Source organism: Chitinophaga oryziterrae, assembly GCF_009758125.1.
In the GTDB taxonomy this organism is placed as follows: Bacteria; Bacteroidota; Bacteroidia; order Chitinophagales; family Chitinophagaceae; genus Chitinophaga; species Chitinophaga oryziterrae.
Window position 1 is genome coordinate 824,702 of sequence record NZ_WRXO01000002.1, and the last position, 17,117, is coordinate 841,818.

A 17,117-nucleotide genomic window follows, 5' to 3' on the forward strand; every position below is an offset into this window, starting at 1 on the left:
CTTGCCCCGACTTTATTACTTTTGTTATATGTTTGATTCCTGTACCTCTCGCCGGTATCGTTATGCCGCACGTTTTATCCTCGTTTTCATACTGTTAGCCCTGCTGGTACCAGCAACCGTTTTACGCGCCCAGAATGACAACAGGTCTCATTACCAGTTGCTCTGGCGTATTAATGGTCCGGGAATGGCTTCACCTTCCTACTTATTTGGTACCATGCACCTCACAGATAACAGAGTATTCGAGTTCAGTGACTCTGTACTCATTGCACTGCGGAACGCTAACGCTTTTGCCATGGAGGTGGACCTTGATTCGATAATGGCATATATGTTATCGCCCGGAGGACCATTGCTTGATACCGTTAATCATATGCGCCGTCTGCTGACAGCAGATGAGTACCATTATGTAGACAGTCTGATCATCGAAAAAACCGGCGCCCCCCTGGCACATCTTAATCTGAAACGTATGTGGTTTGTGGAAAAGCTGCTTCTCGATGAAGAGGAGGCGCTTGGCAGGAACGCAGGTCCTGATCAGAAAGGGGAAAATATATTCCTGGATGGCTGGCTGCACCAGAAAGCCACAGGCCTTCATAAACCGGTGTATAGCCTGGAAAGGTTACAGAACCAGCTGCATATTATGAGTGCAGATGTCTCGGAGATGCAGAAAGAGGTATTCCTGTGGACCCTTGGTTACCATGATGCCGGAAGCGGTGATGCGAAAGAAAAAACAGAACGTTTCAATTCACGGGTAAACTACCTGGATTCACTCGTTAACATGTATTACAAGGCTGATCTGGAAAAGATATCAGCGTTCGTGAACAGCGATGGATCTGAAGATAGTGATGAAGGTCCCGGACTGATCGTACGTAATCTCGAGATGGCAGACAACCTGGCTTTATTGATAAATAAGGGCAGTGTGTTCGCTGCTGTTGGTGTGGCTCATTTACCCGGGGAGAAAGGTATCATATCCTTGCTTCGTGCAAAAGGATATACCGTTACCTCCGTAAAAGCTACTTTTACAGGTGGCGCAAAACGTGATCGTCAGCGGCTGGACAGTATAAAAGGATATTCGCTGAACAAAATAGCAGACGGTTACAGCGTTATGCTTCCCGGTATTCCGCTTAGTTATCCGATTCCCAACATGAACCGGAAAATGTACATAGGCAACAACGGTAGTGATGTCGGGTTTGCTTTTTCCATGGATATTCCTCAGTTGGGAATGGATAAGCGGGAGTTGGTAAATACGATGATCGCTAATATGGCAAAGCAGGGTAATGCCAGACTGCAAAGGTCTTATCCCATAACCTACCGCAATATTCCCGGTACAGAGGCCTTGCTGAAGCAAGGAGATACACCGCTCTATGTACGTTTGTTCATCCGCAATAACAGGGCTTTTGTATTTATGTACTCCAGTGAAAATGACAGCAGTTCCAGGAAAGACTTTTTCAAATCTGTACGTTTTTATGATATTGCGCGGCCTGTGACGATATATGATATGCTGAACCGCCCGCAGTTGGGCTTCTCTGCAATGCTGCCTTTGGACGTAAACCATATACAATCATCCGGTAACAAGGATGGTGTACGTCCTGTAGAAGCATATTCCGGTCTGGATGATGCCAATAAGATCTCATATATATTGAGGATCGAAAAAATGCAAAGGGGCTATTATAATATCAATGATAACCAGGTACTGGAAGGCGTTCGTACAATGCTACTCCAGGAAGACAGCACTTTACAGCTGATTGATTCGACTGTCACCGAACGTGAAGGCCTGCCGTTATATCAGCTGGTCTATCGTCATACCAATGGTTTTATATCACGTTTGCACTTCATACCAAGGGGTAACCTTGCATACTTCCTGCTTTGTGTATATGATGGCGCACATACAGACAGTAGTTACTGGCAACACTTCCTCAATGGCTTTCATGTATCTCCTTTGAAAGCACAGGCACCGGTGATTCCCTTTGTACCAGCAGATAGCAGTTTTGCTATAATGGGCCCGGAACGATTTACAGGCGGGTCTATTGGCCATTACAACAGGTCATCGCATGTTCATGTTTATTTGTACAGGGCCATGGACAGTACATCTCACTCCATGTATGTAGCAGAAGTGGACAAATATGACCGTTACTACCATAACAAACCAGACAGCCTCCTGAAAGAGTTTGTGCGTTCCGAAGACACTACTTTTATTATTACCGGCCACAAACAATCTGTCTGGGAAGGGCTGCCTGTATATGAAACAGAGATGAAGGGGCGTCATACCGGTCTGCATTGGTATCGAAGAGCTGTAGTAGCTGGTCATAACATTTACCGCTTATCTGTTATTATGCCGGAAGAAGTGATCCAAACGGGTTATGAACAACAGTTTTTTGCTTCCTTTCATCCCGGTATACGGGAGAAGGCCGATACTTTACGGTTACAGCAAAATAAACTGTCTATGCTCTTGAAGGACCTGCAAAGCACCGATACAACAATATTTAACAGAGCCAATGCTTACCTGGATAATCTGGAACCTGACAGTGCTGATAAAGGGCTTATTATAGAGGCACTGGTAAAGCCATTTCCTGCGGATACCGGTGATAATAATGCAAAAGTGCAGTTGCTGTTATCGCTGAAAACCCTGGCTGATGACCATATTGTTCATGCGGCTGAGACGCTTTTCGCCAGTACGACCGATACCAGGGATAAAGAAAGGGTCCTGCGCTTCCTCTCCGGACTAACGTCGGATTCTGCTATCCGCACATTTCTGCGCCTGGCACCCGAAATGCCGGAAAACACTATTACCGGCAGCAATATTTTCTCCTACTCTTTCAAAGATGATAGTCTGTACCAAAAATACATGCCTGCCATGATCACCACTGCAGAACGGTCCGTGAGTTTTCTGCAGGCTTTTACCACCTATACCTGCAATGATTCATTATGGCTTTCCCCACAGTTTGGCCGGTATGGTCTTGAACGCCTGTTGCCTGGCATCATGCAACAGTTTGAACATCGGTTAACAGAATGGAAAAACAGGGAAACGGATGAAGATAACGACTGGAAGCTGCAGAGCGGACTACTGAGCATTGGCAGGATACTCGCGTTACCTGGTATGCCTGCTTCCTCGGCAACAGGCTTCAGACAACTATTGGCGGATACCGTGATGATGTTGCGTACCCTCGGGGCACGTGGGTTAATGAACAAAGGCATCAATGTTGATGATAAAACACTCAACAGTATTCTTGCAGATAATGACGTAGCATACACATTTATCCAGGCGGTACAAAATGCCGGACAGCTGTCTCAGATCCGTCACCTGCTTACCCAGGAACTGCTGGGACGCAGCTATGTATCTTATTACATGTCCGAAGATTACACCATCACTGACGTTGAACAGGTAACCCGCGTAAAGGTGCAGCAGGGAAAACGACCCGCCGAATGGCTCATATTGTACCGCTATAAAAGCGATGAAAGTGAGAGTGAAGACTGGGAATATGTATTGAACGGCCCTCATCCGCAGGATCCCGCAAAACTCAATACTGAACCGGCGCTGATTCATGTGATCAGTGAAATAAGTACCGTGACAGACAAGAAGAAACTCTCTGCTGAGGCCATGAAAGCCTATAAAGATTACCTGGAAGAAGAGCGTGCAGAGACAAATTGATACCTGTGGATATATTTTAGCACAGCCATGTAAAATATACCCACTTTAACTTAATTTCATCCTCTATAAAAACCTCATATATGGGACTTTTTGACAAACTCCGGAACGAATTCATTGATATTATAGAGTGGGTGGATACATCCAACGACACCATTGTCTGGAAATTTCCGCGCTACCAGAATGAAATTAAGATGAACGCCAAACTTACGGTGCGTGAATCGCAGTTAGCTGTATTCATGAATGAAGGGGTGATAGCGGATGTTTTTAAACCAGGAATGTATACGCTGACCACAGAAAATATGCCTATCCTCACCACGCTGAAAGGCTGGAAATATGGATTTAACAGTCCTTATAAGGCAGATGTATTTTTTGTAAGTACCCGTCAGTTTGTGAACCAGAAATGGGGGACCCGTAATCCGGTAATGTTACGTGATGCAGAATTCGGCCCGGTACGTCTTCGTGCTTTCGGTAGCTTTGCCTTCCGCGTGCAGGATGCCGGTAAATTTATAAAAGAAGTAGCGGCTACTAACCCTGAATTTACGGTAGAAGGGGTGAACGAGCAATTACGCAACGTCGCTATTACCCGTGGTATGGATGCCATTGCGCAGGCGAAAATTCCTGTACTTGATCTGGCAGCCAATTACGACGAAGTTTCTGCACTTATTACCACTAAGATACAACCTGAATTTAATGAGCTGGGGCTGGAACTTACCAAGTTCCTGATTGAGAATATCTCTCTGCCGCCGGAAGTAGAAGCCGTAATGGACAAACGCAGCAGCATGGGCATTGTTGGCAATCTGGGCGCTTATGCACAGTTTCAGGCGGCCAATGCGATGGAACAGGCAGCCAGCAACCCGAATGGGGGAGGCCTTGCAGGCGCTGGCCTGGGCGCCGGTGTGGGGATGGCCATAGGTGGCCAGTTAGGCAATATATTCCAGCCTAATACGGTACAACAGCAACAAGCTAATGACGGCCCGCCACCATTACCCGGAGCAGTCCAGTTCTTCGCCGCAGTGAATGGTCAGCAGGCAGGTCCTTATACCATGGAACAGTTATCACAACTGGTAGCTGCCGGCACTATCAATCAGCAAAGTCAGGTATGGAAAAAAGGAATGGCCGCATGGGCTGTTGCCAGCACTGTCCCTGAACTGGCAGATTTATTTAACAATGTACCACCACCTTTACCCAGCGTATAAACTATGCCTCAGGCCGAACAAACCGCCATCCTTAATACCTCGCTTCAATGCAGTAACTGCGGTGCCACCTTGCATTTTGCACCTGGTACCCATCAGCTACAATGTACTTATTGCGGTACTACAAATGAAATTGCCGGTACGGACAATAGTCCCATTGTTTCTTTTGATTATCAGACCTTTATTGACAACAATAAGGGCAATGTGGACCAACAAACGGAAAAAGTGGTTTCCTGCAAAAACTGTGGGGCTGCAACCACTTTGCCGCCCGAGGTCAACTCAGATAACTGTGTCTTTTGTACCAGTCCGCTGGTGCTCAGTGAGGCAGAGAACAAACAACTGGTAAAGCCACATTACGTATTACCGTTTTTAGTCCCGCAGCAACAGGCCTCAGAGAGCTTCCGTAAATGGCTGAGCAAATTATGGTTTGCCCCTTCGGACCTGTCTAAAATGGTTACCAGCGATGCACGCCAGTTCAAAGGTGTATATATCCCGCACTGGAGTTATGATGCTAATACAACTACCGATTATGAAGGTCGTCGTGGCGACTACTATTACGAAACGGAAACCTATACGGAAACTGTTGACGGCAAAGATGTTACCCGTACCCGGCAGGTACGTCATACCTCCTGGAGTTATGCCAGTGGTACAGTGATGAATACGTTCAATGACATACTTATTTCCGCCAGTAATTCACTGCCGCAGAAAGTAGCTAATCGTCTGGAACCGTGGCGTATGGAAGCGCTTGTGCATTATAACGAGCAATATGTAAGCGGTTTTCGTTCAGAACTTTACCAGATAAAGCCGGAAGAAGGACTGGAAGAGGCTAAAAACCGTATGGACCCTGACATCCGGGATACTATCTGTAATGATATAGGAGGGGATGAGCAAACCATCAGTAATTACGATGTAACTTATCATGACCTTGCACTCAAATACCTGCTTTTACCCGCCTGGATCAGTGCTTATAAATACAATAATAAACTATATCATTTCACTATCAATGCCTGTACCGGGGAAGTAGTAGGAGAACGTCCTTATAGTGCCGTTAAAATTACACTCACTGTAATAGCAGCGCTGTTGCTTATCATTATTCTTATCTATTGCTTTAAACAATAAACGCATAAAATTTTTTTAAGAGGTTTCAAAAATAAATAAAGGGCCTGAGGATCGTCTAAATGACCATAAGTCTCCATCAGGTATCCAAATGAAAAGAGGTTGTATCATACTGAAATGCCCCCAAAAGCGTCTGACTTTTGGGGGCATTTCAGTATGATACAACCTCTTTTTTATTTATAGAGATCACTACGCAAATACACTACGTACCGCCTTCATACCTTTGCCATGATTTAAATCCCTGGCTACTTATTAACCCTGTTATTGTTAACCTTTTAATTTGAAAAAAAATGAAATTTGTTTGTTTACGCTCATGCTTGGTTTATCTCATGTTTGTTTTGGGTCTATTCGCCTGTAAAAGGGATAATGTTCCTGATCCTGGTCATTTACCGCTAATCAATGAAACTACCGCCTTGCGTGTTGCTTCCGGAAATGATGCTGCTGTTGCTGTTTCATGGTACCAGCTGCAACTGAAACTGATAAAGGAAACCGGAGGATTTACGCCGCCGGTGGCTGCAAGAGCTATTGCTTATACTGGTATTACCTTGTATGAAGCAGTTGTATGGGGTGCAGATGGTGCCTCATTAAAAGGACAGCTGAACGGGCTCCAGTATGTTCCTGTTCCTGAAAAAGGGAAAAAGTATAACTGGACAATTGCCGCCAACAGCGCTATGGCTGTTATTACCAGGAACCTGTTCCCTAATGCCAGTGCTGCAAACCTTGCACTGATAACACAGCTTGAGATCGATAACCTGGAAGCGTTTTCTGATAGCTGTGCGCAGGGGGAAATAATCCGTTCTGTTAATTACGGAAGGCAGGTGGCAGGAAGTATCTATCAGTGGTCTACATCTGATGGTGGGAAAGATGGTTATTTAAACACGTTTCCGTCAGACTATGTACCACCGGTAGGTGCAGGGTTATGGGTCCCAACACCGCCGCTTTTTCAACCGGCTATGCTGCCTTACTGGGGAAATAATCGCCCGATCGTCAAACCTGCTACACCCGATCAGGCAGGCATACTTCCACCGGTATATTCAACAGATACTACATCTGTATTTTACAATGAGGCATTCCTTGTATATCATACAGGTATAACGCTGACACCTGAGAAGAACCTTATTGCAAAATACTGGGCCGACGGAGGAGGGACTTTTACTCCTCCCGGCCATCTGATCGCCATTACAGCTCAATTAATAAGTGAGCAGCATTTGAGTCTTTCATCTGCTGCAAAGCTTTTTGCTCAGGTAGGAATAGGTTTGAATGATGCAGGCATCCTTTGCTGGAAATATAAATACAGGTACAACCTGCTGCGCCCTGTTACGTATATCCGGTCAAACATAGATAGCAGCTGGTCGCCGTTGATCGGTACGCCACCTTTCCCTTCTTACATCTCCGGTCATGCGACATTTACCAGCGCGGCTGGTCATATACTGGCAGCTTATTTTGGTGATGGTTTCTCATTTACGGATGAACAGAAAGTCCCCGAAGGATTTGCACCACGCTTTTTTAACAGCTTTACCGATATGACAGACGAAGCAGCTGTTTCAAGAGTATATGGAGGTATCCATTACCAGTTCGATAGTGAAGTAGGAAAGCAGGTAGGTGAAAATATTGCAGAAAGAGTATTGGGATTAAGGTATTAATACTATGGAGGTCTGCTTAAAGCAGACCTCCATTAATTTGCATTCAGTTGTTTTATTTGCGTTTTATATTTCACAGGTAAAAGCATATCCCTCAACCAGCTTTGTAATTTTATTATACGGCTTAGTTTATACAAATAAAGTACCGGTAACCATATAGTTGCATCATGCAGGGACAATAATTCTTTAACCCGCTTCGGTGTTATTAATGCCTGTACTTTTCTTAATAACCAATACCGGATGCCCCCAAGATGTTCACGGTATTTTTTAAACAGGTCATCCGTGAAATCACTATGTTGCAAATCTTCTTTTAAATGGATGTCGCGTACAATTGCCCAGGTATGATAATTAGTTGGGAGGTCTTTCAGTTGCATACGCATACCAACTGTATAAAACACATTAAAAACATCTTCTTTTTCTGCTGATGTAAGTTTGCGTTCCAGTAGTTCATATGCGCGGATGGAATAATCAATCAACATGAATAATACATCCCTGTATGCCCAGTCTGGTATTTGTGCAGCACGGGAAATTTCCACCTGCTTATGAATAGAGGTAATCTGATCAATGGCAGCATATGCAGCCTCATTTGTTGAAAAGATGATCCGCTGGGAATAAGCAACAGTAGAAAATAATCTGCCTAAAGGGTCTGCAGGTAATCTGCCGGTGAAGTAAAGCCAGTCTACTGCTTTATTTAATGCGAATTCAGCGGCGGCGCCTGCAAAAATAAACAATACCGTATCTGCCTTCCCCCAGATTTTCCGTACGATAGAATCTTCATTTACGAAGTGTTTCATGTTGTAAGCGGTTAATATCTCTATAGCAAATCTTCCGGAAAAATAGTGTTATGATCAACCAGCCATTCAAGTTCCGTCTGTAGCGGAAAGGCGGTAAGTCCGCTTATCGCCAGTCCGGTTATCATCATCAGGATACATAATTTAATACGTAACATCAGCTTGCTTTTTGCTGCTCAATTGTTGTAGCGTGAAATAAATGATACCGAACATGGTACCAAATAAAAGAGTGAATGCCCACAACCTGAGATATTCAAATGGTTGAAAAATATGATGAGCAGAAGCAGAAATGATCATTACCGGATTTATTACTATGTCCCAGCTGTTAAACCGCAGGAACCGGCCTATATAAACGCCATAACCACACAACCCAAAACTTATAATAACGATCGTTTTTACCCATATCATCTTCATATGCCTGGATAAAAACTGCTCTACCTGCATAAGGGATACAATCCCCAATAACAACCCATTCCAGGCCGCTGTTATGACTAATAGCAGATCATACCATTGCGGCACAGGAGGTTCTTTAACATAATGAAAAAGATCTGTGATCATATAAGGCGCATTAGGGAAAAACAGCAGCCAGCAGGCAATTAATACAATTGCTTTCAAATTGCATTTGTCCAGCTTAAAAAGGGCACGGCTGAATAATAAAGGAAGTACCGCTAAAAATGTATTCCAGGTATAAAAGCCATATGTTAATTCTTTCGTAAAATAAACCCGCACCAATAGCAATAGCATATTGAAAAGAATGGATACCAGCAGCATCCTTTCCAAAGGAGAGATATTCTTTATCATACAAATAAAGAGTTATTTTAATTAGATAAAAGCACTTTGAGGTACAAAGTAATAGAAAAAGTTTTATACTAACTAAATTATTTTAATCTGGTAGTACCTCCGTTTGATTACATCATCTTCGCGGCAGATGTTGCTGATCGATAAATACACCTTATCTGACGTGAATATCAGGTGAAGTTAAATTGAAAAACAAATGCTGCACCCATATTCCAAAGCTAAATAAGAGAACTAAACAGTCAGATGCAGTGTATTTATGATCAACAACATCTGTCATAATATTCAAGCACTACCTTTAATCTGGTCACAACAGCAATAAAAAGAGAAGGTTTACAGCGGTGAGGGTTTCCCGAAATTAACAGTAACCGTTGTAGTCCTGCCCACTTGAGAATCTACTTTTAATTCAATCGCATGATAATCCGCGATACTTTTTACAATAGCCAGGCCCAGCCCATAACCTTCGCCTTCTATGGTATTTTTCTTCCTGAAACGATTAAATATCGTATCAATATCTGTGGCTTCAATGCCTATTCCTAAATCTTTTATAAAGATCATATAAGAACCGTCTGAAGTAACACCATCGCTGATGTAGATGCTTCCATTGTCTTTATTATACCTGATAGCATTATTGATGAGATTATAGAATAACTGAAATATCAGATCATGGTTTAGCTGATGCAGTACAATATGATGTTGGAAAGAAACAAACATCCTGATATTCCTGTCTTCGATGCGATGTTGTAATTCTTCTATGATCTCATTTATCATTTTATCAGGCTGAATACTATCCTGCCTGGCATACTGATCATTTTCTATTCTTGATATTAATAAGAGGGAATGAACGATTTTCTTTAGCCGGTTAAGGGTTTTCATCATCTCCATGATCTTTTCCAATACAGGCTCTTCAAGATCATTTACCAGCATCAGGTTTTCCATTTTTGTTTGCAGGATACCAATAGGTGTCATCAGCTCGTGAGAAGCATTGGAAGTAAACTCTCTTTCCCTGTCAAAATCTTCTTTTATCCGATTCATCAACGCAATAAGAGAGGCATCGAGATATTTGAAATCGACTGTTGTTGTATGAATGGGAAGAGGGGCTTCCTTGAATGGAAAAACAGGGTTTATTAATTTAGTCCGGATGATTGTTTGCAATGGTCTAAGCAGGATGCGTGTAAAGGAGAGTTCTATCAGCAGGGTCAGTATGATCAATATCCCCAGTACGTATAAAGCGATTTTCTGCAATGGACTGTTATACTGACTGATAGAGGCAATCGTTCTCCCTATTTCCAGTTCATACAATTGATTATTGTATTCGAATGCCTGGTTCAGCACGCGGTACATAACTGTATCTCCCTCTATAATACGTTGTGCTGTCTGAATCGTATCTTCAGTATAAATGTTTCGGGCTCTCTCCAGGGAAATGTATTCTTCTTTAAGCAGGGTATAGCTTCCATAAGTAGAATCTCCCTGCAGATAATAATCGATACCGTTATTACGGATATTGTTCATTACCTTTTTAGCCTGTTGCTTTAACAGCCCATTCGTGCTCTGGAAAGCCACCCTGTTAATAAGAAAAGGCAGCAATACGATGAACAGGATCACCGTTGCGATCTTGGAAAGTGTAGAGGTAAGTGTAAGTTTAGTAAGCAGCTTCACGATTACAGTTTAATTTTATATCCAATCCCCCTGATGGTTTGTAACCAGTCTGCCGGTCCGTATTCTGTCATTTTCTTACGGATATTTTTTATGTGTACATCGATGTAATTAGAATCATAATCATCATCTGTAAAGCTGCCCCATATATGTTCACTCAGTTGCATGCGCGTAAGAGGGCGGTTTTTATTCAGCACCATATAACTCAGCAGATCGAACTCTTTTTTTGACAACCCTACATCTGTAGCTTCAAACAAAGCAATTCTGTTACTGAAGTTGATCGTAAAGTCCCCTAATGATACCAGGTTATCTTTTAATCCTGATTTTCTTCTGCTGATCGCCTGCATACGCGATTGTAATTCCAGTAATGAGAATGGTTTAGGAAGATAATCATCTGCTCCCAGGTCCAACCCTTTTATTCTGTCTTCTAATTTACCACGCGCCGTTAGAATAATGTAAGATGCTTCGTGGCATATTTTCTTAGCTTCTTCCAATACCTGCAATCCATCTTTATCAGGTAATCCGAGATCGAGTAATATAAAATCATAAGGGCCTTCTTCCATGAACAGTCTTGCCTGCTTTGCCGTAAAGGCAAGATCACAAAGGTATCCTGCCTTTATAAGAAAGTCTTCCATTTCCAGGGCCATTCCCCTTTCATCTTCAATAATTAATACTTTCATATCTTTTAGAACTGGTAGTAAAAGCTTGCAGTAAAAAATGAATTGAGTTTTCCCGGATCTGCCTGTGCTTTTTGTCCCAGGAGTGAAAGCTGGCAGGCAACCTCTACGAGGTAGCTGGCCCTGTTATATGCTAAAGGTAATTTAAGATTGTAGGATAAAATATCGAAGCTGGTATAAGCCTGGCTGCTGGTAGTGGAAGTACTGCTTCCTGGTGTATTCCCTCCCAGAATGGGAGGAATAAGCATGCCAAGCAGACTATCCCTGATATTTTTCTCTGTGATATAGTATTTATAAAATCTTTGTGTACCACCTGTTACATCTATTAACGGCGTGAGTGTGATGATATCTTTTGCACCCAGACTAAACAGATTGATTTGTTTACTTATACCAAGGGTAGTAAAGAAGTCATTTGTTTCTCCGAAAGCATAGTCCACTCCAAGGCTGGTTGTAAGCCAACTGGTATGACTGATACTTAAACCGGCCGTATGTGGATTAGCCGCTTGCAGGAAAGGGGAGAGCTTAGGATAAAAAGTATAACTGTAACTGAGATCAACAGACAGGCGTTTGCTGAGTTTAAAGCCATAACCCGCGCCCAGTGTGTAGGCGGAAACAAAATGAGCACTGTCGTTCAGCAGCTTGTAAGCTAAACCGTTCAGGGAGAAGCCGGAGCGGTGATGGTAAGACCCTACCGTTGCTACATAGGCCATTTTTTCCTGAGATTTCATACCATAATAATTGGCATTATTGGCATAACTGACACCCAGTGTAAGGGTAGATTTTTCGGTTGGCACACTGTCTTTCTGTAATGTACTATCCGTCTGAGCCTGACATACAACACTGAAAAATAATATTGGCAGTAGATAGAATATCTGTTTCATGGTCTTTGATTTAAGTGCTGTGTTAAGGAATACGGACACCTATTCTCTTGATCACTATTTTAGGTTTTACGATAGGAGTTTTTACTGGAAGCACCGCCGGAGGTACTGCTATAGGTTTTAACTGTTTTTTGGCTTTGGGAACTTCTTTGATGACGGCATCTGTCACCGGCTGCTCCTGCTTTTGTTCTGCTTCAACAGGTTTATTGGCAGGTGGTATGGTATCCTGAAGCGACAGGCATGCGGAAGCAGCCTTGCGATTAAGTTGGGGTAGTGTTACACTACCCCAACTCTTCAGGGAAACGATTAAGAGGATAATAATTATTCCTGCATACCGGTAGAAAGCCCCTTTGTTCATATTAAAAACAGTATTTAAATTTTATTACCTGATCCCCACTTTTACATTTGTCTTCACATTTGCAGCCGTTTTTACATGTGGGGTTTTAATGCTGCTGTTTGCTTTTATTGCAGGTGAAGTAGCCACTTTTGCATTTGTTTTTACACTTGCATCAGTTTTTGCAGCCTTTACATCTGTTTTTACAGCGCCTGTGGTCTGTTTTACTTCATTATCAGTAGCCACTGCTGTGCTGTGTGTTGTCTTAACAACAGCTCCGGTTGTCTGTTTTGCTTCACTACCGGTAGCTACTGCAGCACTATTTGTAGCTTTAACAGAACTGTTTACAGCACTTGTCTGGCTTTTTGAAGACGCCGTAATATCGTTTTTAGCATCGATAGCTGTTTTACCACTTACTTTTGCAGAACCGCTGGTTTGTGAAGCAGCCTGTACAGAGTTAGTCCCATTCACAGCTGCACTGGTGGATTGTTTTGCTTTAATCTCCTGAGCTGATACAATACCAGTAAATAAAGAAGCGGCGATGATAAAAAGTGTTGTTTTCATAAATTTTTCAATTGATAAGTTAATAATAATTTGCTTGTCGGTACAAACTTAGATCCCCAACATGAAGGAAAAATGAAAAAACATTTATCTGTGTTTGGGCTTATAAAGCGTACCTTTTGCTGTTGCCGGTTATACTACCGGCAGATAAATTACTATTATGTCAAATATAACACAGGTTGTTAACACTGATAAGAACCTGAAAACATTAAAGAAAGGTGTGCATTCTTCGGATCTCGACCAGTTATTAAGCAGTACCGGTCCTTTTACGCTTTTTGCTCCTTCCGATATTGCTTTTGAAAAACTGGAAAAGGGACTCATGGACGATCTCCTGGAGCCACAAAATAAGCTGAAACTGACCGATTTGATGAATAATCATATAGTGAGCGGAATAGTACCTTTCAAGAATCTGAAAGACGGGGATAGTCTGACGACAATAAACGGTAATCAGCTAATAGTGGAAATAAAGAATGGTAAAGTAAATGTGGGCGGAGCCGGTATCCTTTTGCGGGATGCTAAAATATCCAATGGGATAATGTATGCTACAGATATTGTGTTTGTAAAATAACAACGCTGTTTTTAAAACTATAAGCCTGTAAACTATTTGTTTACGGGCTTTGTTTTGTCCCCCTGAGTCATTACCAATCCCCGGGTATCCCATATCAACTTGCCTGTTTCTGGTAATTAAATTACATTTAACTATGGCCACAATAATTATAATAACCTTATTGGTAATATCAGGAGCATATTTCACGCTTCGGAAAAAAAGCGGGAATAAACCCGCAGGAGATGCTTACAGAATAATCCTCAACGAGCATATTGAATATTATCAGAAACTGGATGATACAGGTAAAGCAAGATTTGAGAAATGGGTAACGGAGTTTCTGAAAGCTACCCGTATTGAAGGGGTAGGAACAGAAATAACTGATGTGGACAGGGTAATGGTCGCTTCCGGGGCAGTCATCCCCATTTTTGGCTTCCCCAGCTGGAAATATAGAAACCTGACGAATGTGATACTGTATCCTGATACATTCGATCATGAATATCAGTTTGAAGGGGGGGACAGGAATATCCTGGGTATGGTGGGCGCTGGTTATATGAACGGACAAATGCTTTTATCAAGGGCTGCATTGATAAAAGGCTTTTCCAAATCATCAGGTGCTGCGAACACCGCCATCCATGAATTCGTTCACTTACTGGATATGTCGGACGGCGCAACAGATGGTATACCGGAAAACCTGATGAAACATGAATACACCATTCCCTGGCTTAAAATGATACACCATGAAATGCAACGCATAGAAGCCGGGCATTCGGATATCAATCCTTATGCTGTGACCAGTGAAGCAGAATTCCTGGCCGTAGCTTCTGAATACTTCTTTCAGAAACCGGAAGAATTAAAACAGCATCACCCTGAAATTTATGAGCAACTCAGCCTGATATTCGGGCAAACACCTGAATGATAAAATTCTTTAAAGTGTCAGATGAACAATAAATGCGTTCAGAAAAATACAAATACAATGGTATCTTAGTACAATAGTAACTTAATCTTAAGAAGCAGGTGTACAGACTATTTATTCTACTATTTTTTACAGGAACATTGGCGAATGCCCAGGATCTCACTCACTATGTGCAACCAATGGCCGGAACGGCCGCGGCTACTACTAAATCGGCATTGAAGCACGGAACAGGCGGTGAATTGTTTGCCAATACTATCCCGGCCGTTACAATGCCCTTCGGTATGACGCAATGGACTCCGCAAACCCAGATGGGTGAAAAAAAGTGTAGGACACCTTACTATTACAGAGATACGTTATTCAATGGCATAAGGGGCTCCCACTGGCTGAGCGGTTCCTGCACACAGGACTATGGCAGCGTTACCGTAATGCCGGTAACAGGTGTGCTTAAAACTGCTGATTATAGCGTGCGCTTTAAACATACGGATGAGAAATCGACCCCATACGGATACCGTATCAATCTGAGGGAGGAACAGGTAGAGGTCGCTGTTACATCAACACCACGCTGCGGCCTTATGCAGTTTAAAATGGATAAAGCCGATAGCTTGTACCTGCTGATAACACCTAACAGTGATTACCATGAAGGCTTTATTAAAATAGATGCTGAGAAGGGGGAGATATATGGTTATAACCCCGTTCACCGTATTTACCAGGGCTGGGGTAAACAGGCTGGCTTTAGCGGTTACTTTGTGATCCGGTTTGAAAAAAGGATCGATAGCAAAGGTACTTTTGCCATGAGTGAAATATTCAGCGCAGATAGTATCAGTAATCAACCTGGCATAGGCGCTTATGTGGGATTTAAAATGGATAAAGGAGAACATCTCAGCATCCGCATAGGTACTTCATTCACAGGTATAGAAGGGGCCAGGAAAAACCTTACAGCAGAAACAGGAACGACAGACTTTGTGACGGCATTAGCTAATTGTAAAACCATCTGGCAAAAGACATTGAGCCAGATTAAGGTGGAGACAGATAATGAGCGGGACAAGGAAATCTTTTATACCTCTTACTACCACGCCATGCAGCAGCCACGCTTATTCAATGATGTGGACGGGCTGTATCCGATGTTCTCTTCGGATTATCAGAATGCTACGCTGACCCAGGGTAATTATTATGATGATTTCTCTATGTGGGATATATACCGGGCACAGATACCGTTGTTCGAAATACTGAATCCGCCGTTTATTAATAATCTGGTACAATCACTTATTCTGAAAGGTAAACAAGGCGGCTGGATGCCCATATTCCCCTGCTGGAACAGTTATACTTCAGAGATGATAGGAGATCACCCTGCTTCAGTGATCAGCTCTGCTTACCTGAAAGGAATACGTAATTATAATGTGAATGAAGCATATGAGATATTAAGACGTAATGCTTTTAGTACGCCTGCCAGTAAAGCAGATTACATAGAAGGGAAGGGCAGGAGAGCGCTGGAGAGTTACCTTAAATACCACTATATTCCGCTGGAAGACAGCGTGAAGGATGCCTTTCACAAGCAGGAACAGGTAAGCCGTACACTGGAATACGCTTATGATGATTATGCGCTGGCACAGTTTGCGCAAGTGATGGAGAAAACGACCGACTATCAACTGCTGATCAAAAGGGCGGGTTATTACGCGAATGTATTTGATAAGAAAACGGGTATGGTGAGAGGGCGTCATGCAGATGGCAGCTGGATAACCCCCTATCACCCTGATGAAAGGGAAAGTTATATTACGGAGGGAACAGCCAGGCAATACACCTTTTACGTACCACATGACGTAAGTGGATTGAGCCAGTTAATGGGTGGCAGCCGGAAGCTGGAAGCTTCACTGGATAGTTTGTTTATTAAAAAGGAATACTGGCATGGTAATGAGCCAGGGCATCAGATATCTTTCATGTACAACTACACCGCATCTCCCTGGAAAACACAGGAACAGGTGCGTAAGATCTTATCAGAAGAATATAGCAATGGGCCAGGGGGATTAGGTGGTAATGATGATGCCGGACAGATGTCTGCCTGGTATATGTTTGCCTCGATGGGTTTTTATCCCGTGAATCCTGTAGCGGGCGAATATCTGCTGAGTGCTCCTGTATTTACGCATGTATCCGTTAGTTTACCAAGAGATAGAACTTTTGAGATTATTTGTCATAAGACCAGCAAAACGGCTAAATATATTCATCAGGCTAAGTGGAACGGAGTATTACAGGCAAATAATTTTATTACTTACAGCAACATTATGCATGGTGGTAAACTGGAGTTATATTTACAGGATACTCCTGATAAAATATGGGGAAGCAACCCTGTCAATCAACCAAAAGGGATGACCAAATAAT

15 protein-coding genes are annotated in these 17,117 nt (G+C 42.7%); 7 read left to right on the top strand and 8 right to left on the bottom strand.

The window, feature by feature from the left end; genetic code table 11:
* The first annotated feature begins 28 nt into the window (after positions 1-28).
* From GO495_RS11020 to GO495_RS11035, 4 genes are all read left to right on the top strand, one after another.
* Positions 29-3,643, top strand: coding sequence for a TraB/GumN family protein (locus tag GO495_RS11020; protein ID WP_157299725.1), 3,615 nt, complete (start codon positions 29-31; stop codon positions 3,641-3,643).
* An 80-nt stretch (positions 3,644-3,723) separates the two neighbouring features.
* Entirely contained in the window at positions 3,724-4,839 is a 1,116-nt protein-coding gene (locus GO495_RS11025; RefSeq protein ID WP_157299726.1) for an SPFH domain-containing protein, read from the top strand.
* A gap of 3 nt (positions 4,840-4,842) precedes the next feature.
* Positions 4,843-5,955 carry a TFIIB-type zinc ribbon-containing protein gene (locus tag GO495_RS11030; protein WP_157299727.1) on the top strand — a complete coding sequence of 371 codons (1,113 nt, stop codon included), beginning with the start codon at positions 4,843-4,845 and terminating at the stop codon, positions 5,953-5,955.
* 326 nt (positions 5,956-6,281) lie between these two features.
* On the top strand, positions 6,282-7,595 hold the full coding sequence (locus GO495_RS11035; RefSeq protein ID WP_240915200.1) for a vanadium-dependent haloperoxidase: 1,314 nt from the start codon (positions 6,282-6,284) through the stop codon (positions 7,593-7,595).
* Positions 7,596-7,627: 32 nt separating this feature from the next.
* Here the strand turns inward: GO495_RS11035 and GO495_RS11040 are convergent, their stop codons facing one another.
* The 8 genes from GO495_RS11040 to GO495_RS11070 form a co-directional block, all read right to left on the bottom strand.
* Positions 7,628-8,386, bottom strand: a complete 759-nt coding sequence (locus tag GO495_RS11040) for an oxygenase MpaB family protein (protein ID WP_157299729.1) — start codon at positions 8,384-8,386, stop codon at positions 7,628-7,630.
* Positions 8,387-8,406: 20 nt separating this feature from the next.
* Positions 8,407-8,541 (bottom strand): hypothetical protein, encoded by a 135-nt coding sequence (locus GO495_RS32360; RefSeq protein ID WP_276611807.1) that lies wholly within the window; start codon positions 8,539-8,541, stop codon positions 8,407-8,409.
* A complete protein-coding gene (locus tag GO495_RS11045) occupies positions 8,528-9,184 on the bottom strand; it encodes a DUF1361 domain-containing protein (RefSeq protein ID WP_157299730.1) in 657 nt (218 codons plus the stop codon). Before GO495_RS11045 ends, GO495_RS32360 begins: the two co-directional genes overlap by 14 nt.
* A gap of 327 nt (positions 9,185-9,511) precedes the next feature.
* Complete coding sequence (locus GO495_RS11050; RefSeq protein ID WP_205691242.1) at positions 9,512-10,837, bottom strand: ATP-binding protein; 1,326 nt, start codon at positions 10,835-10,837, stop codon at positions 9,512-9,514.
* A 2-nt stretch (positions 10,838-10,839) separates the two neighbouring features.
* Complete coding sequence (locus tag GO495_RS11055; protein WP_157299731.1) at positions 10,840-11,514, bottom strand: response regulator transcription factor; 675 nt, start codon at positions 11,512-11,514, stop codon at positions 10,840-10,842.
* Between the two features lie 5 nt (positions 11,515-11,519).
* Complete coding sequence (locus GO495_RS11060) at positions 11,520-12,392, bottom strand: hypothetical protein (RefSeq protein ID WP_157299732.1); 873 nt, start codon at positions 12,390-12,392, stop codon at positions 11,520-11,522.
* A gap of 22 nt (positions 12,393-12,414) precedes the next feature.
* Complete coding sequence (locus tag GO495_RS11065) at positions 12,415-12,747, bottom strand: hypothetical protein (protein WP_157299733.1); 333 nt, start codon at positions 12,745-12,747, stop codon at positions 12,415-12,417.
* Positions 12,748-12,771: 24 nt separating this feature from the next.
* Positions 12,772-13,287: a hypothetical protein gene (locus GO495_RS11070; RefSeq protein WP_157299734.1), complete on the bottom strand. Its 516-nt coding sequence runs from the start codon at positions 13,285-13,287 to the stop codon at positions 12,772-12,774.
* Positions 13,288-13,444: 157 nt separating this feature from the next.
* Between GO495_RS11070 and GO495_RS11075 the strand changes: the two genes are divergently transcribed.
* The 3 genes from GO495_RS11075 to GO495_RS11085 all read left to right on the top strand — a co-directional run bounded on the left by GO495_RS11075 (position 13,445) and on the right by GO495_RS11085 (position 17,116).
* On the top strand, positions 13,445-13,852 hold the full coding sequence (locus tag GO495_RS11075; protein ID WP_157299735.1) for a fasciclin domain-containing protein: 408 nt from the start codon (positions 13,445-13,447) through the stop codon (positions 13,850-13,852).
* 133 nt (positions 13,853-13,985) lie between these two features.
* Positions 13,986-14,747, top strand: coding sequence for a M90 family metallopeptidase (locus GO495_RS11080; protein WP_157299736.1), 762 nt, complete (start codon positions 13,986-13,988; stop codon positions 14,745-14,747).
* 98 nt (positions 14,748-14,845) lie between these two features.
* Complete coding sequence (locus tag GO495_RS11085) at positions 14,846-17,116, top strand: GH92 family glycosyl hydrolase (protein WP_338075402.1); 2,271 nt, start codon at positions 14,846-14,848, stop codon at positions 17,114-17,116.
* Position 17,117: the final 1 nt, after the last annotated feature.

What these genes read in the sequence shown, in the direction of transcription:
- GO495_RS11020 (WP_157299725.1), top strand. Translation starts at nt 29, where the DNA reads ATGTTTGATTCCTGTACCTCTCGCCGGTATCGTTATGCCGCACGTTTT.
- GO495_RS11025 (WP_157299726.1), top strand. Translation starts at nt 3,724, where the DNA reads ATGGGACTTTTTGACAAACTCCGGAACGAATTCATTGATATTATAGAG.
- GO495_RS11030 (WP_157299727.1), top strand. Translation starts at nt 4,843, where the DNA reads ATGCCTCAGGCCGAACAAACCGCCATCCTTAATACCTCGCTTCAATGC.
- GO495_RS11035 (WP_240915200.1), top strand. Translation starts at nt 6,282, where the DNA reads ATGTTTGTTTTGGGTCTATTCGCCTGTAAAAGGGATAATGTTCCTGAT.
- GO495_RS11040 (WP_157299729.1), bottom strand. Translation starts at nt 8,386, where the DNA reads ATGAAACACTTCGTAAATGAAGATTCTATCGTACGGAAAATCTGGGGG.
- GO495_RS32360 (WP_276611807.1), bottom strand. Translation starts at nt 8,541, where the DNA reads ATGTTACGTATTAAATTATGTATCCTGATGATGATAACCGGACTGGCG.
- GO495_RS11045 (WP_157299730.1), bottom strand. Translation starts at nt 9,184, where the DNA reads ATGATAAAGAATATCTCTCCTTTGGAAAGGATGCTGCTGGTATCCATT.
- GO495_RS11055 (WP_157299731.1), bottom strand. Translation starts at nt 11,514, where the DNA reads ATGAAAGTATTAATTATTGAAGATGAAAGGGGAATGGCCCTGGAAATG.
- GO495_RS11060 (WP_157299732.1), bottom strand. Translation starts at nt 12,392, where the DNA reads ATGAAACAGATATTCTATCTACTGCCAATATTATTTTTCAGTGTTGTA.
- GO495_RS11065 (WP_157299733.1), bottom strand. Translation starts at nt 12,747, where the DNA reads ATGAACAAAGGGGCTTTCTACCGGTATGCAGGAATAATTATTATCCTC.
- GO495_RS11070 (WP_157299734.1), bottom strand. Translation starts at nt 13,287, where the DNA reads ATGAAAACAACACTTTTTATCATCGCCGCTTCTTTATTTACTGGTATT.
- GO495_RS11075 (WP_157299735.1), top strand. Translation starts at nt 13,445, where the DNA reads ATGTCAAATATAACACAGGTTGTTAACACTGATAAGAACCTGAAAACA.
- GO495_RS11080 (WP_157299736.1), top strand. Translation starts at nt 13,986, where the DNA reads ATGGCCACAATAATTATAATAACCTTATTGGTAATATCAGGAGCATAT.